The organism is Paraburkholderia phosphatilytica (genome assembly GCF_003443895.1).
Lineage (GTDB): Bacteria > Pseudomonadota > Gammaproteobacteria > Burkholderiales > Burkholderiaceae > Paraburkholderia > Paraburkholderia phosphatilytica.
This window is the reverse complement of sequence record NZ_QQOA01000004.1, coordinates 49183-75353: the sequence shown is the minus strand read 5'-3', so window position 1 is coordinate 75353 and position 26171 is coordinate 49183. Positions and strand designations below refer to the sequence as shown.

Sequence of the window (26171 nt, the reverse complement as noted above, 5' to 3'; positions counted from 1 at the left end):
AGCGGTCTTAGAAGCGGTGACGCAGACCCGCCGTCACAGCAATCTGCTTGTTGTTGTTCGACGCAGCCAGACCGTTGATGTCGGCGTCGACGATCGCGTTCTGGTTGGCCTGCTGGTATTCGCCCTGCAGGTAAACGTCGGTGCGCTTCGACAGCGCGTAGTCCGTTTGCAGGTTGAACTGGTTCCAGTGGTCGTGCTGACCGACCAGGCTGCCCTTCGTGTACGTGTACGAACCGGCGATGCTCAGTGCCGGCGTCAGCGCGTAGCGAGCGTTTGCTTCGATGTTCTGGAAGCGCGCGCCCTGGCCGCCCGTGAAGCCGATGCCACCGGTCTGGCCCGACGCGCCCGCGCCGATACCAGCCAGCGACGACAGGTTCGTCTGCGTGTACACGAGGCCGACGGTTGCCGGGCCGAACGCGTAGTTCGCGCCGGCGCCGAACGTCCGCTGGCGGCCAGCGAAGAACGTGTTGTCGCCCGACACTGCGCCGCCCGAGTTGAACGCCGCAGCCGCGCTCGTCGCGCCGTTGCTGTTCAGTTGCAGGTAGCCCGCGCCGACGTTCAGGCCGCCGTAGTTGTACGACGCGCCGAGGCTGTACGCACGGTTGTTCGAGAAGCCGTCAGCCTGGTTCGAGAAACCGTACAAGCCGCCGAACTTGAAGCCGCCGTAGTTCGCGCTCGTGTACTTGATCGAGTTGTCGATCCGGAACGAGTTGTTCAGGTTGTCGTTATCGAACGGGTGGGCGAACTGCGTGCCGCCGTACTGCGTGCCCGTCAGTGCGAGCGGCGCGAGGTAGTCGACCACGCTGTCGTATTGACGGCCGAGGGTCACCGCGCCGTACTGGTCGCTGGCGAGACCGACGAATGCCTGACGGCCGAAGATGCGGCTGTTCTGCTTGAGCGTGCCGTCGTTGATGCCGAAGCCGTTTTCCAACGTGAAGATTGCCTTCAGGCCGCCACCGAGGTCTTCAGAACCGCGCAGGCCGAAACGGCTGCCGTTGACGGAACCGGTCGTTTCCTGCCAGTTGCTGTGGCCATGCTGGTTGTTCGTGTAGGTGATGCCGGCGTCGATCAGGCCGTACAGCGTGACGCTGCTTTGTGCATGAGCGGCCGTGGCAAATACGCCCGACAGGGCGGCGACCATAAGAGTCTTTTTCATCTTTTCTAACTCCGAGTTCAGGATGGGCCTTGTATACCCAGGCTTGAAGGAAATCTCCGCATGAAAAACGTTGCGAGATCGTTTTTTCACGTGAATTGCGCGCATTCACACAGCAGCGCTGATTTCCTGACGAACAGAGTGTAAAGATCGGTTACGGCGCGACCTATTCCGATTCGCGCAATAAATCATTCCGCCTGCGGAAACGATTTGTCTGAGCAGCCGGAGGCCTTGCCTGGAGCGGGTTTGCGAGGGAATGTTCGAGCGGCGGGAGAGGTGTCAACCCGTTAGCGTTGTGCGATCGCTACACGAATCGATGGCTAAAAACAACGTAAAAAATCGTAAAGCGAAGATTGTTGTCGGACTTGAAATAGAGGATTGTGGATTGCGTTGGTAATGAGAAATGCACTCGCCGTTATACTGCAATCTCTGCTTTTCGAAGCAGACTTTTTCGTTGACGAAAAAGATCTCCAAACCTTTGTCGGCGCGACTTCCCAGTCGCGCTTTTTTTTCGTCCAGCGTCCGTGCGGACCCGCGCGCCATTGTGCGGCGCGGCAGATCCTAGTGTGCCGGATCGTCGGCGAACGCCGGCGACGGTGCGAACGACCAGTCTTCCATCACATAGTGGCGAGCGTCCATCGGCGACGCGAGCAGATTCTGCCAGTGGTCGCCGTGCCAGGTGACGTCGAACGAATCCTGGATGGACTGCGTGGCGGGGGAGTCGGATCGATCGGTCGAAGGTTGGAATTGCGCGAGAAAGCGCCGGATCGCATTCAGCATGACGTTCTCCATTCATTGCAAGTGCCTGTTTTCATGTTGGTTTGCTTGCTGTCAGCCAGCAACCCGGATAAACACTTACGATTGACAAATTTTGTTACAAATGGAGTAATTTTTGCCTTTCTTCGGATTTGACGCGTTTCAATATTCGGTCATTTTGACGAACATGCCGATTTGATCGGCGTTCGATCAAATGCGCGCTGAATCAATCGTTTTATAGGGTTAGCGATGATAAAGCGTCGCGGAAAATTCGCTTGACGCTCGTTGAGCGTTGCCCTTATAAAAGCAGGGCTGGATTTTCGTCCAACAGGCATGGCAGCAAGAACCCGGCATCACAGCCGTTCGCGCTCGCGGTACCCGTTAGTCACGTTAGTCACCGGCGTTGAGGGCATTGCCCGCTTTATTCAAATCTCGAGGAAACAGGAACATGGAAACCGGTATCGTCAAATGGTTCAACGATGCTAAGGGCTTTGGCTTTATTACGTCCGACGCTGGCGGCGACGATCTGTTCGCGCATTTTTCGGAAATTCGTGCTGACGGCTTCAAGTCGCTGAAGGAAAATCAGCGCGTGTCGTTCGAAGTCAAGACCGGCCCGAAGGGCAAGCAGGCTGCGAACATCCAGCCGCTGTAATCGGCGCCTGGCGTATCCGGCGGCGCTCGGTCGCTGCCGGCATCAGAAGCCTCCGGATGCGGAGGCTTTTTTCATGGGCGTCTTATCGGGTGTGGGCGCTGAATCTGTTTCGGCGACACATCGCCGGATTTCTTCCCCGGCTGTCTGGCCGCTATCTGGTGCATACTCGGTGCAGTTTGTCTTATCCGCAGCGGAAACTCCCCACATGTTCGAACCCTACCTGTCGAATCCGGCGATCGACGTGCCGATCGTATTCGTCGACCTCGAAACCACCGGCAGTTCCAGCGGCGAGCATCGGATCACGGAAGTGGGCGTTGTCGAAGTGGGGCCGAACGGCGTATCGCGCTGGAGCACGCTGCTCGATCCGCAGCAGTCGATTCCGCCTTTCATCCAGCAACTGACCGGTATCACCGATTCAATGGTACGCGGGCAACCGACCTTCGAATCGATCGCCCCCGCGCTGCTGGAACGTCTGGACGGGAAGCTGTTCGTCGCGCACAACGCATCGTTCGACCGCGGATTCCTGCGCGGCGAATTCCAGCGCGTGGGTCTGACGTTCAATCCCGACGTGCTGTGCACGGTGCGGCTGTCGCGGGCGCTCTTTCCGGCGGAGAAGCGCCACGGGCTCGATGCGCTGGTCGAGCGTCACGCGCTACGTCCGTCCGATCGTCACCGGGCGCTCGCCGATGCCGATCTGCTCTGGCAGTTCTGGCGCCAACTGCATGACATCGTGCCGGTCGAGACGCTGCGCGTGCAGATCGATCGCACGATGCGCCGTTTCCGGCTTGCCGGCGACATCACCGAAGACCTGCTCGACGAAGCACCGGCCGGCTGCGGCGTGTTCGCGTTCTTCGGCGAGAACGACGCGCCGTTGCTGGTGGGTCGCAGCGTGCGCGTGCGGCAGCGCGTGCGCGCCTATCTGAGCGGCGAACGCCGCTCGTCGAAGGAAATGCGCATCGCCCAGCAGGTGCGCCGCGTCGAATGGCGTGCGACGGGCGGCGAGCTCGGCGCGCTGCTCGCCGAGGCGCAGTGGATCGCCGCGCTGCGTCCTGGCTTCAACCGGCTGCCGCGCGCCGCGGCGAGCGATCCCGCCGATGCGCCCTGGCCGTACACGGGCGCGATCGCCTTCGAGGAGTTCGACGAGGGATCGCAGACGCGCATGTTCCATGCGGTGGATCGCTGGCGTTATATCGGTGGCGCGCCGAGTCTCGACGCGATCGCGCAGCTGGTCACCGCGGGGGCCGCTGCGGCCGTCTTCGAGCCGTCGACGTATCGCATCATGCAGGGCCATCTGTCGCGTGGGCTGCGAGTGATGCCTCTGATGGCCGCGCCTTCTCCTCTACCGTCGGCGGAGCTGCAAACGCAGCCGCAACCAGGCGCCATCGCGGCGCCGTTCGTGTCGTAGATCAGCCCGTCGCGCCCACGCCGCCCGACGCGCAGACATGACCCAGCGCGCGCGTGAGCGCGGCCGAATGCGCGGCGTCGTAGCGCGTCAGCGTTTTCCAGTTCGCGATGCCCTGTGCGACCTGCGACGGGCAATCCGGCGCATCGCGCAGCGGCGCGACGCGTGTCAGCGCAACGATCAACGTGCGGGTCAGTTCATCGAGCTGCGGACGCGTCGTCGTGGCGAGGTCGGGGGCTGGCCCCTCGGGCGGCCGCGTCGCGCGCCAAGTCGCGAAGAGCGCGTTCTGCACGTCTTTGCTCGCATCGATCTGATCCCGGAAGAACGCGCGCGCGAACGCCGGATCGAGACCTGCCGACGCTGCGCGCCGTTGCACGTCGTCGAGCAGCTTGTTCTCGCGCGGCGTGTCGGTGATCGGCTGATGATGCGCCCACTTGTAGCGCGCAACCGGCTCCGCGAGCGCGAGGCGTTGTGAGGCCAGCGAGATCAGATTGGTGAGCGCGGTGTCGTCGCCGTCGGCGAGCGCGGCGCGCGGCGTCGCGCACATCAGCAGGCCGAACGCGGCCGAGGTCGCCAGCGCGGCGCAGAGTCGCGCGCGGAATGAACGGGTCATCGATGAAGATGGAAGAGAAAAGACCGAAGAATAACGGAGGAACGACCGGATGTGCAGTGAGCATGCACAAGACAGGACGCGCGCCAGATTAACAGGGCGCGGTAAATGCAACTGAGTACCACTGAGTGAACCAGGGAAACTGCGGAGAAAACCACTAAATCTGCGCGATCGGGCGATTTTGCAGAATTTAAAAGTTCAGACGAACGAATATACCGGCTTAAATCAGACAGCCGGATTATCCAGGCGAATGCCGTCGGTCGGCTTTCCCGGAACGAAAGCCGACTGCATTGCTGCGCCGCAAAATACCCCGATTACTTCGGTTCGCACGACTTGCGTTGCTCGTCAAAGAACGCCCGCACATGCTCAGGCAGTTCCGCGCCGAGGAATTCAACGCCTACGGGCTCCGGATCCGGACTGAACACCTTGTCTGGGGTCGGCGCCTTGGGCGGTTTGGTATCCATGATCTTCTCCTGTATGGACCGATTATCTCTCCCGGTCCCCGCTTGGCACCAGTGATGTGACGGCGTAAAACATTTTCCGTCTGCTTACTGTTGCTTTAACGGCACAGCGTTACAACGATTAAGAGCTCGCGAATAAAATCTTTGATGCTACGCGGGAAATTCCTGGTGTCGCATCGCGGCACGCATTCCCGGTGTTCTCATACGAATCTGCTGGTCTTCCATCGCGCACCCCGGCATTCCAATCCAGTCTCAAATGCCCGAACCGGCCAGGCTCGATGTTCCGGCCCCTGCCTGTTCGCGTTCTTCTTCAATGGAGTGGTCTCTTCGTGCGCCTCGCAGCGAGTGGTCTTGTGTTGCCGCTCGCGCGGTCAACCTTCCCGTCTGTCTAACGGACGATCGCGCCGCTCCGTTGACGTGCTTTCACACTTCGAATGCAAGTCGATGAAGCGACGCGATTTCTTAGACGAACAACGGCTCGCGGAATTGAAGCGAACGGGTCGCCACGCGGGTCATCGATCGGATGAAGGCGCCGGCACGCGCACCGCGCGATCGAACGTGAGAGGCTTGTCGGCCACTTCCACCTGACCGTGGATGCGCGCCTGATGTCCGTCGGCGAACATGTAGTAGGGGAACGGACGCGCGGGCTCGGAGATCGCATCCAGTCGCGCGACGAGTTCCGGCGCGAGCGTGAAGTCGAGCGCGCCGAGCGACTCCTGCAGCTGTTCGACCTTCGTCGCGCCGACGATGATGCTCGACACGCCGCGCTTCTGATGCAGCCAGTTCAGCGCGACCTGCGCCATCGGACGACCCGCTTCATTCGCGACCGCTTCCAGCTCGGCGACGATCTGGAAGTTGCGGCCGGTCAGCTTGTCGAATCCCGGCGGCGGCGCGCTCGCGAGGCTCGCGAGGCGCCCGGCGCCCGTAAATGCGGCGCCGTTGCCGGCCGCCTGCGAAGGCCGGTACTTGCCGGACAGCACGCCCATGCCGAGCGGGCTCCATGGCACGAGACCCATGCCGAGATTCGCCGCGAGATCCGCGAACTCGTTCTCGGCGTTGCGCTCGATCATCGAGTACTCCAGCTGCATTGCCGCGACCGGCTCGAAGCCGCGCCAGTCCGCGAGCGTCTGCGCGCGGCCGGCAAACCACGCGGGCGTGTCCGACAGCCCGACGTAGCGGATCTTGCCCGCGCGCACCGCGTCGTCCATCGCGCGCATCACTTCGTCGACCGGCGTCATGCGGTCCCACGTGTGCAGGTAGTAGAGATCGATGTAGTCGGTACCGAGACGCTTCAGCGAACCGTCGAGCGCACGCAGCAGGTTCTTGCGATGATTTCCGCCCGCATTCGGATTGCCCGGCTGCGCGTTGTAGCTGTACTTGGTCGCGATCACGAGCCGGTCGCGCAGGCCTCGTGCCGCCGCGAAGCGGCCCACCCACTCCTCGCTGGTGCCCTCGGTATACAGATCGGCGGTATCGATGAAGTTGCCACCCGCATCGACGTACAGATCGAACAGGCGCTGCGCGAGTTTCTCGTCCGTGCCCCAGCCCCATTCGGTGCCGAACGTCATCGTGCCGAGCGAGATCGGGCTCACGCGCAGACCCGAGCGACCCAGAAGCGTGTAGCGGTTCATCGTCATGACAGTCTCCTTCGAGGGGAAAAGTTGAGTGGATGGACGTATCGTGCGCCAATCGTTTCTGTGGAAAAATCGGGTATCGTTAAAAGGATTCTGAAGCCAGACTTCACAATAAAATCGATGGATTCAGCTCAACTTCCCGCGCTCGCGGCGTTTGCGGCCGTCGCGCGGCATGGCAGCTTCACGCGCGCGGCGGGCGAGACGGGCGTGTCGCCGTCCGCACTGTCGCAGACCGTGCGCGCGCTCGAGACGCAGCTCAACGTGCGGCTATTCAACCGGACCACGCGCCGTGTTGCGTTGACCGAGGCCGGCGCGCAGTTTCTCGAGCGCGTGCGTCCGGCGCTCGCGGCGCTCGCCGACGCAGTCAATGCGCTCGACGAAACGCGCGACCATCCGGCCGGCACGTTGCGCGTGACGCTGCCGCGCGTCGCGAGCGAACTGCTCGTGCTGCCGCACCTCGGCGAATTTGCGCGGCGCTATCCGCAGATCCGGCTCGAACTCGCGCTCGACGACGGCTTCACCGATCTCGTCGGCGAAGGCTTCGATGCCGGCATCCGGCTTGGCGAGAGCATCGCGCAGGACATGGTCGCGATTCCGCTCGGCGGCGAGGTGCGGATCGCGGTGGCGGGTGCGCCGTCGTACTTCGAGCGCCATCCGCGTCCCGAGACGCCGGACGATCTCGCGTCGCACGATTGTCTGCACTACCGGTTCGCGACGAGCGGCGGCCTCTATCGCTGGGAATTCGCGCGGCCGGATGACCGCACTCGCGTGTTCGACGTCGAGACGCGTGGCCACTTCGTCACCAACGATCTGCGCACGATGGTGCGCGCCGCGGAGGAGGGCGTCGGCCTGCTGCACGTGATCGACGATTACGTGCGGGCGCAGCTCGCGGACGGCCGTCTGGTGCGCGTGCTCGACGCGTGGTGTCCGACGTTCCGCGGCTTCTATCTGTACACCCCGAGCCGCGCGCAGATGCCGCTCAAGCTGCGTGCGTTGATCGAGTTTCTGCAGGAAAAGCGGGCTGCCGCTTTGCGATGAGTGAAGTATGGATTCCTGATGAATCGATAGAATCGCTAACCCGAACTCAACCTCATCCGTTCCATCCCGCATCAATACGGTTTCAAACATCCCCGCCCGCGCCCGTGGCAACACGCATATACCCGCACGCTCAGGTTTGGATCAACTGTTCCATATACTTTGCCGCCGTCACGTATTAGCGTTAGGCCCACACGAGACTCGACAGAAGTCCACAGGGAGACGGTATGTGGGAGCGAAGCATAGCGGAATGCAGGAGGGCGTTCGTCCGTCATCGGCGAACGGGATCGATGGCGATCGCAGCGTTCGCGTCGCTGTGCGCGGCGGCGTTGATCGTGGCCGGATGCGGCGGCGGTGCTTCATCGACCGGCACTGAAGCAGCGGTGGCTGCAGCCGCGTCGTCCGTCAGCAACGCCACAGCGAGCACGGCATCAGGCGCAACCGCAAGCACATCGCAAACCGCTTCGTGGACAACGCTCGGCACGCGTGCATCGACTAGCCAGCCCGGCACCTCGATCACATCGAACGCGAACGCGACGTGGACCGACTACGACCCGCCCACGCTCTATCCGAAAACGGTCACCGAGCCGCTGCAATACATCACGATGCCCGACGGCACGAAGCTCGCCGCGTACGTGACCTTGCCCGCCGACGCGAACGGCAACGCGATTGCGGGCACGTTCCCGACCGTGCTCGTGCAGACCTCGTACAACGGCGGCGACGGTCAGCTGGAAGGCAGCACGATCGGCGCGGCGCTCGGCGGCGCCGATCCGTACATCGTCGAGCATGGCTACGCGACAGTAGTCGTCGACGTGCGGGGCACCGGGCAGTCGCAGGGCAACTGGGACGCGTTCGGCGCGGACGAGCAGTCGGACTATGGCAACACGGTGAACTGGGTCACGCAGCAGTCGTGGAGCAACGGCGCGATCGGCGTGTATGGCGTGTCGTACCTCGGCATCACGGCGATCATCACGGCCGCGCAGAATCACCCGGCGGTGAAGGCCGCGTTCCCGATCGTGCCGATCGGCGACGGCTACCGCGACATCGTGTTCACCGGCGGCCAGACCAATCTGACGTTCATCCCCGCGTGGTTCGGCCTCGTGTCGGTGCTCGGCTTGACGGACCCGACGCTGCTCACGAATCCGCAGGTTGGCGTGCCGGTCGTGCTGCAACACATCGAGAGCTCGATCGCGACGTTCCAGTTGCCGACGATGCTGCAGGCCGTCGCCGGCGATCCGTCGACTGCATACGACGGCCCCTTCTGGCAGACCCGCTCGCCGCTCGAACACGATGGCGATATTCGCGTGCCGACGTTCGTCGTCGGTGGCTTGCACGATCTCTTCCAGCGCAGCGAGCCACTCAGCTACGAGGAGATCAAGACGCACGCGCCGGCGAAGCTGCTGATCGGACCGTGGACGCACCTCGAAGCGGCGCTCGGCAGCGGTCTGCCGGCCGATGGCGTGCCGGCGCTCGATCACATCGAACTGCAATGGTTCGATCAGTACGTGAAGGGTCAGCAGGTTGGCGCGGACCGGTTGCCGAACGTCACGCAGTACGTGACGGGCTACGGCCACTACGTGACCGCGACCGACTGGCCGCATCCGCAGGTGCAGGCACAGGCGTTCTATCTGCACGGCGACCAGAGTCTCAGCGCGACCGCGCCCGCGACCGGCGAGCGCGCGAACCAGGTGCTGCAGGATCCGCTCGACGGCGCCTGTTCGCCGAGCCTGTCGCAATGGACCGCGGGCATCACCGGCTACATACCGCTGCCGTGCGAAAGCAATGACAACGTCGCGGAACTGCTCGACACGAAGTACCAGACCGCGCCGATGACGAGCGACACCTATCTGAACGGTCCGATCGAAGCGGACGTATGGATCTCGACGACCGCGCTCGATGCAGGCGTATCGGTGCGCATCGACGATGTCGACGCGAACGGCAACGCGACGCCGCTCACGGATGGATTGCAGACGGCATCGCTACGCGCCGTCGATGCGACGCGTTCGCGCACGATGAACGGCCAGATGATCCAGCCGTGGCATCCGTACACGGCGGCGTCGGTGCAGGCGGTGGGACCGGGCAATGCGGTGCTGGTGCCCGTCGAGGTCTTCCCGACAAGCGCGATGATCGCGAAGGGACACCGGCTGCGCGTGGCGGTGGGCGCGAGCAATCTGCCACAAGGCGTGCCGCCATTGCCGACGCTGCTCAGTTCGCTCGCGGGCGTGCTCACGATCTACAGCGACGCGAGCCATCCGTCGAAGATCGTGCTGCCGGTGGTGCCCGCTTCGGCGTTGAGCAGCGCAGGCGGGGCGTGAGTGCTGCGGGTCTCGCGTAGCGTATTCACGCAAAGTGATGCTGGAAAAACAAAAAGCCCAGTCATGACGACTGGGCTTTTTGCCTGATTCTTGATGGTGCCGGAAAGAGGAATCGAACCCCCGACCTTCGCATTACGAATGCGCTGCTCTACCGTCTGAGCTATTCCGGCATCAGGGAAACGAAATTATATGGACTATCTCAGCGGTTTGGCAAGCCCATTTCGTCACTTTTTTGCTTCGCGATGATAGCGGGTCACCCGGTCGACCTCGTTCTTCGAACCGAGGAACACCGCGACGCGTTCGTGCAGGTTCTTCGGCTGGATGTCGAGAATGCGCTGCTCGCCATTGGTTGCCGCGCCACCCGCCTGCTCGACGATGAACGCCATCGGATTCGCCTCGTACATCAGGCGCAGCTTGCCGGGCTTGCTCGGGTCGCGCCGGTCGGCCGGATACATGAAGATGCCGCCGCGGCTCAGGATACGGTGCACGTCCGCCACCATCGACGCGATCCAGCGCATGTTGAAGTTGTCCTGACGCGGGCCGTCCTTGCCCGCATTCAGTTCGCCGACGTACTGCTGCACCGGCTCGTACCAGTGACGCGCGTTCGACGCGTTGATTGCGTACTCACGCGTGTCCACCGGAATCTTCATGTCGCTTTGCGTGAGCACCCACGAGCCGAGCTCGCGGTCGAGCGTGAAGCAGTTCACGCCGAAGCCGGTGGTCAGCACCAGCACCGTCTGCGGGCCGTACACCGCGTAGCCTGCCGCGACCTGCTTCGTGCCCGGCTGCAGGAACGACTGTTCGGTGGCCTGCGCGCTGTCCGGGCAGCGCAGCACCGAGAAGATCGTGCCGATCGACACGTTGACGTCGATGTTCGACGAGCCGTCGAGCGGATCGAACACCAGCAGGTACTCGCCCTTCGGATAGTTGGCGGGGATCGGGAAGAACGTCTCCATTTCTTCCGATGCCATGCCGGCCAGGTTGCCGCCCCATTCGTTCGCTTCGAGCAGGATTTCGTTCGACAGGATGTCGAGCTTCTTCTGCACTTCGCCCTGCACGTTCTCGCTGCCCGCGGTGCCGAGTGCGTCGCCGAGCGCGCCCTTGCTGACGTGATAGCTGATCGCCTTGCACGCGCGCGCGACGACTTCGATCAGCAGGCGCAGGTCCGCCGGCAGATTGTTGTGCTCGCGCTGCTGTTCGATCAGGTACTTCGAGAGGGTAGTGCGACGCTGCAGGTTCATTGCTGTACTCCGGGAAAGCAAAGGGATAGGCGAATTTTAACCGTTTGCTTTCGCGGGGCCGGTCATTTTCGTGACATTGCGCGATATCGTGCGTCTCGCGGACGTAAAGCGAACGACCGCACAGAAGAAAAAAGCCGGCGACGATGCGCCGGCTTTCTGGTGAGAACCACCGCGCCGCGGTGGTTCGTCAGGTCAAAGGTCAGCGAGGCCGCGTCAGCCTAGCGCCTTCTCGACGATCTCGCGCACGTCGCGCGATTTCACGTTTGCCGCCACCTGTTCCAGTGCCGCGCGCATCTTCTCGCGCAGTGCCGGAGTGAAGCGGCGCCACAGTTCGAGCGAGCGCGCGAGGCGCGCCGCGACCTGCGGATTCAACGCATCGAGCGCGATCACCTGCTCGGCCCAGAACGCGTAGCCCGAGCCGTCCCCGGCGTGGAACTGCGCCGGATTCGCCGCGCAGAAGCTGAAGATCAGCGAGCGCGCGCGGTTCGGATTCTTCAGCGTGAACGCCGGATGCGCCATCAGGCTGCGCACGATGCCGATGGTCGGACGCGCGGCGCTGCCGCGCTGCGTCGCCTGCAGTGCGAACCACTTGTCGATCACGAGCGGTTCCTTCTCGAAGCGCTGGTAGAAATCGGCCAGCGACTTCGCGGCGATCGTGTCGTCGCCGTGCACCGCAGCGGTGTTCAGCAACGCCGACAGCGCCGCCGCGCGATCCGTCATGTTGTTCGCGGCGTCGTACTGCGCGGTGGCGAGTCGCACCACGTCGGCGGCATCGTCGAGCTCGGCGAGATACGACAGCGCGAGGTTCTTCAGCGCGCGATGGCCCGCAGCTTCCGGCGTCGCTTCATATGCGCCCGGCGTGCGATGCGAATCGTACGCCTTCAGCCACTCGGTCTTCAGTGCTGTCGCAAGACGCTTGCGGACGAACTGCCGTGCCGTGTGCACCGCAGCCGGATTCGACTCGGCCATCTGCTCGGCAAGATAGGTCTCTGACGGCAGCATCAGAGCGAGTTCGCGGAACGACGGCGACAGCGACGCGTCCGTCAGCACGCGGCCGAACGCGGCCACGACCGAATCGTCGAGCGATAGCGCACCGCCTTCCGCGGCACGCGACGCAAGCGACAGCAACTCGCGCGTCGCGAGCCGCTGGCCGGCTTCCCAGCGGTTGAACGGATCGCTGTCATGCGCGAGCAGGAACGCGAGTTCGTCGGCGCTGTAGTCGTACTCGACGATCACCGGCGCGGAGAAGTTGCGCAACAGCGACGGCAACGGCGCCTCGGCGACGTCGACGAACGTGAAGGTCTGCTGCTCTTGCGTGAACTCCAGCACGCGCGTGGTCGCGCCCGCCGCGCTTTCGCCTTCGAGCTTCAGCGGCAGGTCGTTGCCGCTCTTGCCGATCAGGCCGATCGCGAACGGAATCAGGAGCGGCCCTTGCTGCGTTTCGCGCGCGGCCGCAGAACTCTCGCCATAGCCTTGCGCGAGCGTCACGGTGAAGCGGCGCGCGGCGGCATCGTACGCGGTCTTCACCTTCACGCGTGGCGTGCCGGCCTGGCTGTACCAGCGCTCGTACTGCGCGAGATCGCGTCCGTTCGCATCGGCCATCGCGAAGCGGAAGTCGTCGCAGGTCACGGCGTGGCCGTCGTGGCGCTTGAAGTACAGGTCCATGCCCTTGCGAAAGCCGTCGCGGCCGAACAGGGTCTGGTACATCCGCACGACTTCCGCGCCTTTCTCGTACACGGTCATCGTGTAGAAGTTGTTGATCTCGACGAAGCTCTCCGGCCGCACGGGGTGCGCCATCGGGCCCGCGTCTTCGGCGAACTGCATCTGCCGCAGCACGCGCACGTCTTCGATGCGCTTGGTCGCACGCGCCGCTGCCGCGGCCGCGTCGTCCTGCGTGCCCGCGGCCATGTCGGCGGAGAACTCCTGATCGCGGAACACCGTCAGGCCTTCCTTCAGGCTCAGCTGGAACCAGTCGCGGCAGGTCACGCGGTTGCCGGTCCAGTTATGGAAGTACTCGTGACCCACCACGGCTTCGATGTTGGAGAAATCCGTATCGGTCGCGGTCTCGGGATTCGCCAGCACGTACTTCGTGTTGAAGATGTTGAGCCCCTTGTTCTCCATCGCGCCCATGTTGAAGTCGCTCACGGCGACGATCATGAAGCGGTCCAGATCGAGTTCGAGGCCGAAGCGCTTCTCGTCCCACTGGATGGAGTGGATCAGCGAATCCATCGCGTGACGCGTCTTGTCGAGATCGTGCGGCTCGACCCACACCTGCAATAGCTTCTCTTTGCCCGAGCCGGTCTTCACGCGTTCTTCGAGCGCGACCAGCTTGCCCGCGACGAGCGCGAACAGGTAGCTCGGTTTCCTGAACGGATCTTCCCAGCGGGCAAAATGCCGGCCGTCGCCGAGGTCGCCTTCCTCGAGCAGGTTGCCGTTCGACAGCAGCACCGGATACTCGTCCTTGCTGGCGCGCAGCGTGACGGTGTACGTGGACATCACGTCCGGACGGTCGAGGAAGTAGGTGATGCGGCGAAAGCCCTCGGCCTCGCACTGCGTGAAGAAGTTGCCGCTCGACACGTAGAGGCCCGACAGCGTGGTGTTCGCCTCGGGGTTGCAGATGCTTTCGATGGTGAGTTCGAACGCATCGGGCACGTCGTCAATCGTGAGGCCGTGCTCGTGCGCCTGCACGGCGCTGTGCGGCTTGCCGTCGATGGTTGCGGCGACGAACTCGATCTGCTCACCCAACAGTTCGAGGCGCGGCGCGCGCACCGCATCCGGATTGCGTCGCAGCCGCATCGTGTTGCGCACCACGGTGCGCTGCGGCACGAGGTCGAACTCGAGCGCGACGGTATCGATCAGGAATGCGGGCGGCGCGTAGTCGGCGCGATGGATCACGGCGGGTGTTGCGATATCGGAATCAGCCATGGTGTCTCTGGATTGAAAGTTCTGGAGGCCGTGCGACACGCCCGGCCATTGGGCCATTGTACAAAGCCAGAAAGCGGCGTGCCCGGCTTCGCTTCGCAACGAACTTTTTACCGGGGATGCGGGTCAGCGTATTATCAGGCCGCCACTCGTCGCGCATGACCGGATCGCTATCGGTTCATGCGGATCGGACTGGCCCGATAACAGGTTTGACAGCGTGAAAGAGGGTGAAAGAGGTGACCATGAAATTCGATCGATTGAGCCGGTACGCATTGCTGGGGATGGTCGCGCTCGCCGCGCTGCTGTCCGGTTGCACGTCGTACGTCACGAGCCAGGTGACGGCCTTCTCCGACTGGCACGGCGGCACCGATGCGACGCGCACGTACGCGTTCACGCACTCGCCGCAGCAGCAGAACAACCTCGAACAGGCCACGTACGAACGGGCCGTTGGGAACGAGCTGGTTTCGCAGGCGTTCCGTCAGGTGAGCGCAAGCGACGCGCACTACTACGTCGCGCTCTGGTACGGCACGCACTCGCAGAACGTGACGGTCGCGCAGCCGGCGTTCATGGGTCCGTGGCCGGGTCCGTACTGGGGCCGGCCGCTCGATCCGTGGGGCCCCTGGGGGCCGTGGGGCGCGTATCCGCCGGCCTACGTGAGCGAGACCTACCCGGTCTTCACGCATGCGCTCAACGTGCGCATCACCGAGCGGGCGACGGGCAAGGAGGTCTATAACGTCACCGCGCGCACCACCACCGACGACGGCTCGCTCGTCGACGTGATGCCGTTCCTCGCTCGCAGCGCGCTCGCGCAGTTCCCGCTCGGCAACGGCGTGGTCACCACGGTGAAGCTGCCGGTCGGCAAGAACGGCGGTATCGCGAGCAATGAAACCGCGGCGGCGGCTTCAGCGCCCGCTGCCGCGTCGGCGCCGAAGCCGGCGCAGTGACGGCGCATTGACGTTCACGGCGCCCTGGACGCCCATTCGCGCGCTTTCAGGTCCCCGTGCCGATCCCCAGCAGCGCGAGCGTGCCCAGCACGACGAACATCACCGCGGCGATGCCGTGCACGAGCCTGGTCGGCAGCTTGTGCGCGAAGCGGTCGCCGAGCAGGATGGCCGGCACGTTCGCGATCATCATGCCGAGCGTCGTGCCCGCGACCACGCCGAAGAAGTCGTGAAAGCGCGCGGCCAGCGCGACCGTCGCGATCTGCGTCTTGTCGCCCATTTCCGCGAGGAAGAAGGTCAGGACCGTCGTGCCGAACACGCCGAAATGGCTGCGCGCGGTCTTCGTGTCGTCCTCGTCGAGCTTGTCGGGCACGAGGATCCACAACCCCATCACGACGAATGACGCCGCGAGCGCCCAGCGCATGATGCCCGGCGTCAGGATCGCGCCGAGCCAGGTGCCGAGCGCGCCGGCGCCGGCGTGGTTGATCAGGGTGGCGGCGAGCACGCCGAGAATGATCGGCATCGGTTTGCGGTAGCGCGCCGCGAGCACGAGCGACAGCAGTTGCGTCTTGTCGCCGACTTCAGCGAGCGCGACGGCACCCGTCGAGATGAGAAAGGCTTGATCCACGTTTGGTAGGGTCCCCGGGCCGAGATATGAGCGAGCGACGATCCACCGGCTGCCGGGCCCTGTTGCGGCAGTGGGTGAATCATCGGTCTCGCCAGGCCAGAGGCTGCATCTGCCATGGCCGCGACGGCCAAGTCTGTTGACAGATGCCCCCGCCCGATCTGCGCGCTGCGTGGCCGATGAAACCGGGCCAGCGTGGGCAAGGGCGGGGCGGCTACTCCCCAATGAGGGACGGAGTATAGCACGCAGGTTCGCGGAACAATTTGAACCGCGCGTGAAAGTTGCTGCGGGTGCGAGCCGTTTACGTGGTTGCTTAAGCCGCCTTGCGCGTCTCGTTCCCGCTTCGATCGCCGCCGCGCGCCGCATCGCGCCGATGCACGCGCTGACCCGCCGCATAGGTCTCGAAGATCGCGCGATCGTCGCCGAGCAGCGCGAACGCGAACAGCAGCTCTTCGAGCGTGTTCGTGCGCGACGTGCGGCGCGCGAGCAGCGGCGTCGCCTGCGGATCGAGCACGACGAAGTCCGCCTCCGACTTCGGCGCGAGCGTGCCGACCTTGTCCGCGAGATCGAGCGCCTCGGCGGCGCCCGCCGTCGCGAGCCAGAACATGCGCGTCGCGGTCAGATGATGGCCGGTCAGCCGCGCGACCTTGTGCGCTTCGTTCATCGTCTGCAGCATCGAGAACGACGTGCCGCCGCCCACGTCGGTAGCAAGCGCGACCGGCATGCCGGTTTCGCCGGCTTTGTCGAAATCGAACAGGCCGCTGCCGAGAAACAGGTTCGAGGTTGGGCAGTGCGACGCGACCGTGCCCGTTTCCGCCATCCGGCGGCGATCCTCGTCGTCGAGGTAGATGCAGTGGCCGTACACCGCGCGCCGCCGCAGCAGTCCATAGTGATCGTAGATGTCGAGATAGCTGCGATGCCCGGGGAATAGCGACGCGACCCACTTCACCTCGTCGGTGTTCTCGGCCACGTGGCTCTGGATGAACACGTCCGGATGCTCGCGCGCGAGCACGCCGCACGCTTCGAGCTGCGCCTCCGTCGACGTGGGCGCGAAGCGCGGCGTGAGCGCGTACATCTGCCGGCCGCGGTTGTGCCAGCGGCCGATCAGCTCGGCGCTGTCCTCGTAGCCGGACTGCGCGGTGTCGCGCAGGAACTCGGGGCAGTTGCGATCCATCAGCACCTTGCCCGCGACCGTCCGCAGGTTGCGCGCCTCGCTCGCGGTGAAGAGCGCGTCCGCGGATTCCTTGTGCACCGTGCAGTAGACGAGCGCGGTCGTCGTGCCGCACGCGAGCAGTTCGTCGACGAAGAAGTTCGCCGTGTCCGCCGCGACGGCCGGATCCTTGAAGCCGCGCTCCGTCGGGAACGTGTACGTGTCGAGCCAGGGCAGGAGGCCCGGCGCCGGCGACGCGATCATGTCCGTCTGCGGATAGTGGATGTGCGTATCGATGAAGCCGGGCACGATCAGCTTGTCGCGCATCTCCTCGACGTGGGTGCCCGGCGCGAGTTGCGACGACAGCGCCGCATACGCGCCGGCCGCGACGACGTGCCCGTCCTCGACGATGAGGAGGCCGTCTTCGCTGAACGCGGCCGCGTGGGACGATTGCGCGGGATCGCCGTTGAAGGTGAGCAGTTGTGCGCGAAAAGCCGATTGAGTCATGAAACCACGTCTCCGAATCTGTAGGGATAAAAAGCCACTGCGGAACGACTGCCGTGTTTTACGTTATGGCATTCGCATGCCAGTGCGCGTCGAGTCTCGCGATCAGCGCGTCGCGTTCCGCGTCGGTGACGAACGACGCTTCGAAGCTGTTGCGGATGATCGTGTAGACCTCGGCGTCGGTGAGCTGCAAAGCCTCGACCGTCGCGCGATAGTTTTCGTTGACGTAGCCACCGAAGTACGCGGGGTCGTCGGAATTGACCGTGACGGCCACGCCCTCGTCGAGCAGCGCCTTCAGCGTGTGCTTCGTCAGGTCGTCGAACACGCACAGCTTCAGGTTCGACAGCGGGCACACGGTCAGCGCGACGCGCGTGTCGGCGAGGCGAGTGACGAGCGCCGGGTCTTCGATGCTGCGCACGCCGTGATCGACGCGATCCACCTTCAGCAGATCGAGCGCTTCGTAGACATACGACGGCGGTCCTTCCTCGCCCGCGTGCGCGACGAGCTTCAGCCCCTTCGCGCGCGCCTTCGCGAACACGCGCTCGAACTTCGACGGCGGATGACCGCGCTCGGACGAATCGAGCCCGACGCCGATCAGCCGGTGCCGGTATCGATCGAAGAGCGGTAACGCTGCGTCGAAGGTGGCGAGCGCGTCTTCTTCCGGCAGATGGCGCAGGAAGCACAGGATCAGCTTGCTCGACAGACCGCGCTGTTCCGCATCGGCAAGCGCACGCTCGATGCCCGCGACGACCACATCGATTGCCACGCCACGCTCGGTGTGGGTCTGTGGATCGAAAAATATTTCGGTGTGCACGACGTTATCGGCGAGCGCGCGTTCGCAGTACGCCATCGTCATGTCGTAGAAGTCCTGCTCCGTCAGCAGCACGCTCGCGCCCGCATAGTAGATGTCGAGGAACGATTGCAGATCGGTGAACGCATAGGCGGCGCGCAACGCGTCGATCGAGTTGTACGCGAGCTTCACGCCGTTGCGCTCGGCGAGCCGGAAAATCAGCTCGGGCTCGAGCGATCCTTCGATATGGATATGCAGTTCCGCCTTGGGCGCGGCGGCGGTCTTTTCCGTGAGCGTCGGGGCAAATTCGGTCATGTTGGAAGCGTTCGTATGATTGTGGTCGGTCAAAACAAATGGGCTCGCACGGGCATTGCGTGTCGTAACGTGTGCTGCGGTTCTGGTGACGCTCAGCCTGCCTGCACGACGCCGCGCGCGCCGTGCGCCGCGGCCGCATGCGCTTCGACAGCTTGCAGGATCTGCGCCGCGGCGGAAATCGCGATCACTTCGGGCGACTTGTCGACGATGCCGTCTACGCCCAGCGGGCACTTCATCCGCGCGACGTGCGCCGGGTCGATGCCGCGCGCGGCGAGCCGGTGCTCGAACTGCATGCGCTTCGTGTGCGAGCCGATCATCCCGAAGAACGCGAAGTCGCCGCGGCGCAGGATGCGCTCCGCGAGATCGAGATCGCGCGCGTGGTTGTGCGTCATCACGACGAAGTACGTGTGCGGCGCGGCTTCGTCGATCGCTTCGTCGGGCGCGTCGTTCGCGTCGACGGTCACGTTTTTCGCGCCGATCGCGTCGGGCGGCGGGAACTGCGCATCGCGCTCGTCGACCCAGCGCACGCGGCACGGCAGCGTGCCGAGCACGCGCACGAGCGCCGCGCCGACATGACCCGCGCCGAACAGCACCACCGCGAAATCGCGCGGCGCGATCGTCTCGGTCAGGAGCGCGCCGCTTTCGTCGAAGCCGGCGCCGTCCCACAGCAGGCAGTCCGCGGCATCCACGCCGGGCTCGGGATCGGACAGCATCACCGCGTCCGGCGAAGCACCGAACGATATGCTGCGCACGGTCGATGCGCCCGCCGCGAGCCGCTTCGCGAGCGACGTCACCCAGCCGAGATCGCCGACATCGAGCCGTTCGAACGCGAGCACCACCGCGCCGCCGCAGCATTGCCCGAGGCTCGGGCCGAGCGCGAAGCGTTCGAGGCGCCGCGCGTGAGGCTTGCGCATGCCTTCTTTCAGCACCTGACGCGCGGTCTCGATCGCCTTCCATTCGAGGTGGCCGCCGCCGATCGTATGCAACGCGGCTTCGCGCGTGACAATCATCTTCGTGCCGGCTTCACGCGGCGCTGAGCCTTCGGCGCGCGCAACGGTGACCAGCACGACGGCATCGCCGTGCGCGAGCAGGTGTTGCAGATCGGTGAGCCACGCTTGCATCGGTCATGCTCCCTGTGTGGCCGCGCGCGAGGTATGCGGCGCGGTTGCTGTGTGAATTCTGCTTTGCGTCTTCATGCTGTCGTGTCCGTCGTCGTCGATTGTGCGTGCGTACCGTCGTACTTCGTGGCAAGCGTCGCGTGCAGCGCATCGATCGCATCGAGGATCGCTTCCGGCGTGGCGGGTGCGCGCAGCGGCGGCGCGTCGGTCGCGTCGGGCACCGCGGCCGCGACGGCATCGCGGATCGCGAGCAGTACCGAGAACGGCAGCAGCAGCGGCGGCTCGCCGACGGCCTTCGAGCGGAACACGGTCGGCTCCGCATTGCGGTTGCGATACAGACGCACGTTGAATTCGGCGGGCGTGTCGCTGACCGCGGGAATCTTGTAGGTGGACGGCGCGTGCGTCATCAGGCGTCCTTCGCGATTCCACCACAGCTCTTCGGTCGTGAGCCAGCCCATGCCCTGGATGAAGCCGCCTTCCACCTGGCCGAGATCGATCGCCGGGTTGATCGACTCGCCGGCGTCGTGCAGCGCGTCGGCGCGCACCAGCTTCCATTCGCCGGTGAGCGTGTCGATCACCACTTCGGACACGGCCGCACCGTACGCGAAGTAGTAGAACGGGTGACCGGTCAGCGTCTTCGCGTCCCAATGGATTTTCGGCGTCGCATAGAAGCCGTCGGACCAGAGCTGGATGCGCGCGAGGTACGCCGCGTTGACGAGTTCGTCGAACGGCAGCGATACGCCGTTCGACGTTACCGTACCGTGCGCGAACAGCACATGCTCCGCGGTGCCGCCGAGCGTGCTCGCTGCGAACGCGGCCAGCCGCTCGCGGATCGTACGCGCAGCGGCTTCGGCCGCCTTGCCGTTCAGGTCGCTGCCGGTTGAGGCCGCGGTGGCCGACGTATTGGCCACCTTCGACGTATCCGTCGCAGTGACGCGCACACGCGAAAGCGGCAGGCCGAATTCATTCGCGACGACCTGCGCGACCTTCGTGTTGAGCCCCTGGCCCATCTCGGTGCCGCCGTGATTCACGAGCACCGAGCCGTCCTTGTAGACGTGCACGAGCGCGCCCGCCTGGTTCAGGAACGGCACGTTGAACGAGATGCCGAACTTGACCGGCGTGAACGCGATGCCGCGCTTGAGCACGGGGCTCTTCGCGTTGAATGCGGCGAGCGCGGCGCGCCTTGCGTGGTAGTCGCTCGACGCGAGCAGTTCGTCGGTGAGCGGCGCGAGGATGTTGTCTTCGACGTGCTGGCCATACGGCGTCACGTCGCGTTCGCCGATGCCGTAGTAGTTCGCGCGCCGCACGTCGAGCGGATCGCGCTGCAGCGTGCGCGCGATATCGTCGAGCATCACTTCCATCACGAGCGCACCCTGCGGGCCGCCAAAGCCGCGAAACGCGGTGTTCGACTGCGTATTGGTCTTGCACGGCAGCGCGACGATGTCGACGTCGGGCAGGTAGTACGCGTTGTCGAAGTGACAGACGGCGCGCGTCGCGACCGCGCCGGACAGGTCCGCGGAAAAGCCCGCGCGCAGCGCGATCTCGACGCGCGTGCCGAGTATGCGGCCGTCGTCGTCGAAGCCGACTTCGTATTCGTAGCTCGCGTCGTGGCGTTTTCCCGTGATCATGAAATCGTCGTCGCGATCGGGACGCAGCTTTATCGGGCGACGCAGCTTCTGCGCGGCAAGCGCCGCGACGCACGCGAACAGCGCCGACTGCGACTCCTTGCCGCCAAATCCGCCGCCCATCCGGCGGCATTCGCACAGCACGCTATGCGTCGGCCAGCCGAGCATGTGCGCGACCACCTGCTGCATCTCGCTCGGATGCTGCGTCGAGCTGTAGACGAGCATGCCGTCCATTTCCTTCGGCACCGCGTACGCGACCTGGCCTTCCAGATAGAACTGTTCCTGGCCGCCTACTTCGAAGGTGCCGCGAAGCCGGTGTGGCGCGTTCGCGATTTTTTCGTCGGGCGCGCCGCGCGTCAGATGCAGCGGCGGCAGCACGTACTGCTTGCGTGTCTTCGCTTCGGCGACGGTCAGCACCGGTTCGAGCGGCTCGTAGCGCGCGACGTCGTCATTGCGCGCGAGCGCCGCGGCACGCCGCGCGAGGTCGTGCGTCTCGGCGATTACCGCGAACACCGGCTGGCCGAGATACAGCACTTCGCCGTCCGCGAGGATCGGGTCGTCGTGCAGCACCGGGCCGCAGTCGTTCGCGCCGGGAATGTCGCGCGCGGTCAGCACGGCGATCACGCCGGGCGCGCGTCGCACCGCGTCGAGATCAAGCGAGACGATCTTCGCGTGCGCATGGCGCGACAGGCCGAGCGCCGCGTGCAACGTGCCTTGCAGCTCCGGCAGATCGTCGGTGTAGGTGGCTTCGCCGCTGACGTGCAGCGCTGCCGACTCATGCGGCAGGCCGACGCCGATTGCGGCATCGCTGATGAATGCGTCGGACTGGCGGTTCATTTCACGCCTCCTGACTGTCGTCGACGGCGGCGTCGAAGTCGGCCGCGTCGAATGCGAATGCGTTCACTTCGCGCAGCGCGAGCGGATCGGCGTCGCGCGTTTCCAGATAGAAGCGCCACAGCAGATTGCGCGCGACCTTCAGCCGGTAGGCGCTCGACGCGCGCATGTCGGTGAGCGGCTGGTAGTCGGCGCCGATCGCGTCCATCGCGCTCTTCGCGGTGGCGGCGTCCCACACCGCGCCGGCGAGTGCCAGCTCGGTCTGACGCGCGCGCTGCGGGGTCGCCGCCATGCCGCCGAATGCGACATGCGCCGCGACGATGGTGCCGTCGCCGCTCACGCGCAGCGCGAACGCCGCGCATACGGCGGAGATGTCCTGGTCGTAGCGCTTCGACACCTTGTAGGTGCGAAAGCGCAGATCCGGCTCAGGACGCGGCACGCGCACGGCGGCGACGAACTCCCCCGCTTCGAGCGCGGTCTTCTGGTACGCGAGATAGAACGCGTCGAGCGGCATCGTGCGGATCGCGTGCTCGCGGCGCAGCACCACCTGGGCGCCGAGCGCGATCAGCGCGGGCATCGAGTCGCCTATCGGCGAGCCGTTCGCGACATTGCCGCCGAGTGTGCCCGCATTGCGGATCGGCAGCGACGCGAAACGCGTCCATAGCTCGGCCACTTCCGGATAGTCGACGGCGAGCGCGGCATACGCGTCTTCGAGCGACGCGGCGGCGCCGATCGTCAGCGTCTGTGCGTCGCGGGCGATCGTCTTCAGTTCGTCGACGTTGCCGATGTAGAGCAGATCGCCGAGATCGCGGAACTGCTTCGTGACCCACAGCCCGACGTCCGTGCTGCCCGCGACGATGCGCGCCTGCGGCAGCTTCGCGCGCAGCGCGGCGAACGCGTCGGCGGTGCGCGGCGCGTAGAACGCGCGGGTGCCGAAGGTACTGCCGCGTGCGTCCGTTGCGTGGTACTCGAAGGTGTCGGCGCGCTGGATCGCGCGCAGTGCTTTGACGACCGAGTCGCGGTAGAACGGCATGCGCGGGTAGTCGAACATCTTCTGCGCGGCTTCGACGATCGGCCGGTAGCCGGTGCAGCGGCACAAATTGCCGGAGAGCGTCGCGGCGATGTCTTCGCGGGTCGGCAGGCCGGCGTCGGCGGGCTGGTTTTCGTACAGCGCCCACATCGACATCACGAAGCCGGGCGTGCAGAAGCCGCACTGCGAGCCGTGACAATCGACCATCGCCTGCTGGACAGGATGCAGCGCGCCGTCGGCGCCGCGCAGGTCTTCGACGGTGAAGAGCGCGCGGCCGTCGAGCGTCGGCAGGAACTGGATGCACGCGTTGACCGCGCGCAGCGAGAGACCGCCCTGCGCGTCCAGCTCGCCGACGACCACCGTGCAGGCGCCGCAGTCGCCTTCCGCACAGCCTTCCTTCGTGCCGGTGCAACGCAGGTCTTCACGCAGGTGCTGCAGCACGGTGCGCGACGCGGGCACGCCCGCGACTTCGCGTACGGCCCCGCGGTAGTAGAAACGGATGGGTTGCGTTGTCATGGGAAATCCGGAAGACAGTGCGGACCAGGCGCGCGTTACGCATGGGGTCGCGCCATAGCCGGCCTCGCGCACGTAGATCGCCATCCAGTTCCGAACATACCACCACCTCGTCTCGAAAAGATTTCCCGCTTCGAATGCGGGTTATTCGCGGGCGGTCATGGTGTTGGTCGGGATTTCAATCGGATTCGGCTGGAACGGGGAAGGTTCCGGAGGAAGGGCGGATAGAGCGAAATGTTGCCGCGCGAATTCCCGCTGATGTGGGGAAAATTCGCGCGAAATTGGCGCATTTGACTGGCAATTTTGCGGCGCCGCGGCCGCTGTGGTGGCCAGTTTGGTGGCCGCGGCGAGTGCGACGGCCGCGGATGCTCAGCCGCGCCGGCGGTTCAGCCAGAGGCTTGCGGCGAGCGAGATGAAGGCGATCGCGAAACCAACCAGCGACCAGGCCGGCAGCGACAGATGCAGGATAGGCGGATACGGCGTTTCGCACAGCCCCGACACCTTGAAGATGCCGGGCAGCCAGTGCGCGGGCGGCAGGCCGTCGACGATCGGCTCGAGTGCGTCGAAGCCGCAGCTGAAGCCCGGATTCGCGAGCACGTACAGATGGCGCAGCGCGGTCGCGATGCCGGCGGCCGCCGACAGCAGCGCCAGCACCTCGAGCAGGCGGACCGCGCGCCAGTTCGAGAACCGCGCGCCGAGGAACGCGAAGATCGCGACCAGCAGGAAGAAGTAGCGCTGGATGATGCACAGCGGACACGGGTCTTCGTTCTCGACGTACTGCATGTACAGCGCACCGCCGACGAGGGCGATGCAGATCATGCCAAGCAGCACGAGCAGCGAGCGTTCGCGGCGCAGCAGGTTGGAGTCGTTGATCATAGGTTCGTGGCTGGAAACTGGATGGAGCTGGGGTGAAATCGGGCCAGACAACTGGCCTGCCGCGATTCTAGCGCGAACGTCTGTGTGGGCGCCTGAAGAGGCGGCGGTTCATCTTGCAGCGCGATGCGGCTGCGTCGGGCTCTTCGGTGCGCCCGAATTCGTTGCCGCGGGATCGTTGTGCCCGACCCCGCCGACGCTAGCGAATCGTCTTCAGCACCGCTTCGGCGGCGCGGCCGACCGCGAGCAGCGCGTCGTCGGCATGGGGCGCGCCGGCCAGCATCAGGCCGACCGGCGCGTCGCCGCGCGGATGGCAGGGCAGCGACAGCGCGCAGGTGTCGAGGAAATTGAACGCACTCGTGTTGCGCAGCATGAGCGCATTGACGCGCGCAAAGGTGTCGTCGTCGTGTTCGAGATCGGCGACGCGCGGTGGCACCATCGGCACCGTCGGCGCGACGATTGCGTCGAAGCGCTGCCACATCGCACGCGCGGATTCGAGCATCGCGTGGCGCTCGGCGAGCAGCTGCAGGTAGTCCGCTGCGCTCGCGGGCTCGCCCTTGCGGATCCGCAGCAGCACGCGCGGGTCGTACAGGTCGCCGTGCCGCTCGATCAGCGGCCGGTGCCACGCCCACGCTTCCATCGACGAAAAGCCGATCCGGTTGATCTCGGGCAGACGGTCGAGCGGCGCGAAACGCACGTCGCTGACGATCGCGCCGGCGGCTTCGAGATGCTTCAGCGCGGCATCGATCGCGCTGGCGACGGCCGGCTCGACGTCGTCCGTCACGTAATGGGTCAGCACGCCGAGCCGCACGCCTTCGAGCGGCCGCGCGGCCGGAATCACGGGTTCGAGGCCGGCCAGCATCCGGTCGACGAGCGCGCAGCACGCGACCGACACGCCGATCGGCCCGAACGAGTCCAGCGTGCTCGACAGCGGCACGGCGCCGTCCTTCGGGATGCGGCTCGCGGTCGGCTTGAAGCCGGTGAGGCCGCATAGTGCGGCGGGGATGCGGATCGAGCCGCCGGTATCGGTGCCGAGCGCGACCGCGGCCATGCCGTCCGCGACTGAGGCCGCCGCGCCCGACGACGAGCCGCCCGTAATCCGCCCGTCGCCCGGCTCGCCGCGCCGGTACGGCGACAGCGGCGTGCCGTAGTGCGGGTTCAGGCCGAGGCCCGAGAACGCGAACTCGCTCATGTTGGTCCGCCCGACGACCACCGCGCCGGCGCGCTTCAGGCGCGCGACCGCGACCGCATCGGCGGTGGCGGGCGGTGCGTCGGCGAGCGCGCGGGAGCCGGCGCGCGTCACCTGACCTTCGACGTCGAACAGGTCCTTCACCGACACCGGAATGCCCGCGAGCGGCGACAGCACCGTGCCGGCTGCGCGCAGGCGGTCGTGCGCGTCGGCGGCGGCGCGGGCGCCATCCGCGTCGACCTGCAGAAAGACGGTCGAGCCTTGCCCGGCCGGATCGGCGATGCGTTCGAGCGCGGCTTCGACGAGCGCGCGGCTCGTCGTGCGGCCGGCGGCGAGGTCGGCGGCGAGCTGGACGAGGGGCGGGAAGGGCGTGAATTCGGTAGCCATGGCGGATGGGTCGCGGATGTGTCGCGGATTGGTCGGTTTTGGACGGGCGCTATCGACACGCATTGTAGAACGCCCGCTTTCGCATGGCTGGCGAGG

General features: G+C 65.4%; 20 protein-coding genes, 1 tRNA gene and 1 riboswitch. Of the genes, 5 read left to right on the top strand and 16 right to left on the bottom strand.

The genetic code is table 11. From position 1 onward, the window contains the following. Positions 1-7: 7 nt before the first annotated feature. Entirely contained in the window at positions 8-1156 is a 1149-nt protein-coding gene (locus tag DVS29_RS05560; RefSeq protein ID WP_118179436.1) for a porin, read from the bottom strand. A gap of 558 nt (positions 1157-1714) precedes the next feature. Beyond that, on the bottom strand, positions 1715-1933 hold the full coding sequence (locus DVS29_RS05555; protein ID WP_240655474.1) for a hypothetical protein: 219 nt from the start codon (positions 1931-1933) through the stop codon (positions 1715-1717). A gap of 424 nt (positions 1934-2357) precedes the next feature. Here DVS29_RS05555 and DVS29_RS05550 point away from each other — a divergent pair, with 424 nt between their 5' ends. Both DVS29_RS05550 and DVS29_RS05545 read left to right on the top strand, forming a co-directional pair. Beyond that, positions 2358-2561 carry a cold-shock protein gene (locus DVS29_RS05550; RefSeq protein ID WP_118179434.1) on the top strand — a complete coding sequence of 68 codons (204 nt, stop codon included), beginning with the start codon at positions 2358-2360 and terminating at the stop codon, positions 2559-2561. A 205-nt stretch (positions 2562-2766) separates the two neighbouring features. Beyond that, the gene (locus DVS29_RS05545; RefSeq protein WP_118179433.1) at positions 2767-3966 is read left to right on the top strand and encodes an exonuclease domain-containing protein; all 1200 of its coding nucleotides are present in this window, start codon (positions 2767-2769) and stop codon (positions 3964-3966) included. Position 3967: 1 nt separating this feature from the next. Here the strand turns inward: DVS29_RS05545 and DVS29_RS05540 are convergent, their stop codons facing one another. The 3 genes from DVS29_RS05540 to DVS29_RS05535 all read right to left on the bottom strand — a co-directional run bounded on the left by DVS29_RS05540 (position 3968) and on the right by DVS29_RS05535 (position 6671). Then, positions 3968-4576 carry a chorismate mutase gene (locus tag DVS29_RS05540; RefSeq protein ID WP_118179432.1) on the bottom strand — a complete coding sequence of 203 codons (609 nt, stop codon included), beginning with the start codon at positions 4574-4576 and terminating at the stop codon, positions 3968-3970. A gap of 311 nt (positions 4577-4887) precedes the next feature. Further along, positions 4888-5037: a hypothetical protein gene (locus DVS29_RS37205; RefSeq protein WP_164707846.1), complete on the bottom strand. Its 150-nt coding sequence runs from the start codon at positions 5035-5037 to the stop codon at positions 4888-4890. Between the two features lie 509 nt (positions 5038-5546). Further along, positions 5547-6671: an aldo/keto reductase gene (locus tag DVS29_RS05535; RefSeq protein ID WP_118179431.1), complete on the bottom strand. Its 1125-nt coding sequence runs from the start codon at positions 6669-6671 to the stop codon at positions 5547-5549. 117 nt (positions 6672-6788) lie between these two features. On the opposite strand from DVS29_RS05535, the gene DVS29_RS05530 reads away from it, so the two are divergent. Together DVS29_RS05530 and DVS29_RS05525 are read left to right on the top strand one after the other, a co-directional pair. Further along, on the top strand, positions 6789-7706 hold the full coding sequence (locus DVS29_RS05530) for a LysR family transcriptional regulator (protein WP_118179430.1): 918 nt from the start codon (positions 6789-6791) through the stop codon (positions 7704-7706). A gap of 287 nt (positions 7707-7993) precedes the next feature. Then, a complete protein-coding gene (locus tag DVS29_RS05525; protein ID WP_240655473.1) occupies positions 7994-10018 on the top strand; it encodes a CocE/NonD family hydrolase in 2025 nt (674 codons plus the stop codon). A gap of 94 nt (positions 10019-10112) precedes the next feature. On the opposite strand, the gene DVS29_RS05520 is transcribed toward DVS29_RS05525, so the two are convergent. The 3 genes from DVS29_RS05520 to pepN all read right to left on the bottom strand — a co-directional run bounded on the left by DVS29_RS05520 (position 10113) and on the right by pepN (position 14184). Then, positions 10113-10188 (bottom strand) — tRNA-Thr (locus DVS29_RS05520). 54 nt (positions 10189-10242) lie between these two features. After that, positions 10243-11259 carry a class 1 fructose-bisphosphatase gene (locus DVS29_RS05515; RefSeq protein ID WP_118179428.1) on the bottom strand — a complete coding sequence of 339 codons (1017 nt, stop codon included), beginning with the start codon at positions 11257-11259 and terminating at the stop codon, positions 10243-10245. Positions 11260-11472: 213 nt separating this feature from the next. Next, entirely contained in the window at positions 11473-14184 is a 2712-nt protein-coding gene (gene pepN, locus DVS29_RS05510; protein ID WP_118179427.1) for an aminopeptidase N, read from the bottom strand. Positions 14185-14423: 239 nt separating this feature from the next. Between pepN and DVS29_RS05505 the strand changes: the two genes are divergently transcribed. Continuing rightward, complete coding sequence (locus DVS29_RS05505; protein ID WP_118179671.1) at positions 14424-15125, top strand: DUF4136 domain-containing protein; 702 nt, start codon at positions 14424-14426, stop codon at positions 15123-15125. Positions 15126-15171: 46 nt separating this feature from the next. Here the strand turns inward: DVS29_RS05505 and DVS29_RS05500 are convergent, their stop codons facing one another. From DVS29_RS05500 to DVS29_RS05465, 8 genes are all read right to left on the bottom strand, one after another. Continuing rightward, positions 15172-15750, bottom strand: a complete 579-nt coding sequence (locus DVS29_RS05500) for a TMEM165/GDT1 family protein (RefSeq protein WP_118179426.1) — start codon at positions 15748-15750, stop codon at positions 15172-15174. 56 nt (positions 15751-15806) lie between these two features. Beyond that, a riboswitch (yybP-ykoY riboswitch) is annotated at positions 15807-15982 on the bottom strand. Between the two features lie 78 nt (positions 15983-16060). Continuing rightward, positions 16061-17404 carry a guanine deaminase gene (gene guaD, locus DVS29_RS05495; RefSeq protein ID WP_118179425.1) on the bottom strand — a complete coding sequence of 448 codons (1344 nt, stop codon included), beginning with the start codon at positions 17402-17404 and terminating at the stop codon, positions 16061-16063. Positions 17405-17462: 58 nt separating this feature from the next. Further along, complete coding sequence (locus tag DVS29_RS05490) at positions 17463-18506, bottom strand: adenosine deaminase (RefSeq protein WP_118179670.1); 1044 nt, start codon at positions 18504-18506, stop codon at positions 17463-17465. Positions 18507-18598: 92 nt separating this feature from the next. Next, positions 18599-19627 (bottom strand): xanthine dehydrogenase accessory protein XdhC, encoded by a 1029-nt coding sequence (gene xdhC / locus DVS29_RS05485; RefSeq protein ID WP_118179424.1) that lies wholly within the window; start codon positions 19625-19627, stop codon positions 18599-18601. A 71-nt stretch (positions 19628-19698) separates the two neighbouring features. Beyond that, positions 19699-22086 (bottom strand): xanthine dehydrogenase molybdopterin binding subunit, encoded by a 2388-nt coding sequence (gene xdhB / locus DVS29_RS05480; protein WP_118179423.1) that lies wholly within the window; start codon positions 22084-22086, stop codon positions 19699-19701. A gap of 1 nt (position 22087) precedes the next feature. Beyond that, the gene (xdhA, locus tag DVS29_RS05475) at positions 22088-23629 is read right to left on the bottom strand and encodes a xanthine dehydrogenase small subunit (protein ID WP_205962406.1); all 1542 of its coding nucleotides are present in this window, start codon (positions 23627-23629) and stop codon (positions 22088-22090) included. A gap of 366 nt (positions 23630-23995) precedes the next feature. Continuing rightward, positions 23996-24502 (bottom strand): disulfide bond formation protein B, encoded by a 507-nt coding sequence (locus tag DVS29_RS05470; RefSeq protein WP_118179421.1) that lies wholly within the window; start codon positions 24500-24502, stop codon positions 23996-23998. Positions 24503-24698: 196 nt separating this feature from the next. Continuing rightward, complete coding sequence (locus DVS29_RS05465; protein ID WP_118179420.1) at positions 24699-26075, bottom strand: amidase; 1377 nt, start codon at positions 26073-26075, stop codon at positions 24699-24701. Between the last annotated feature and the right edge of the window lie 96 nt (positions 26076-26171).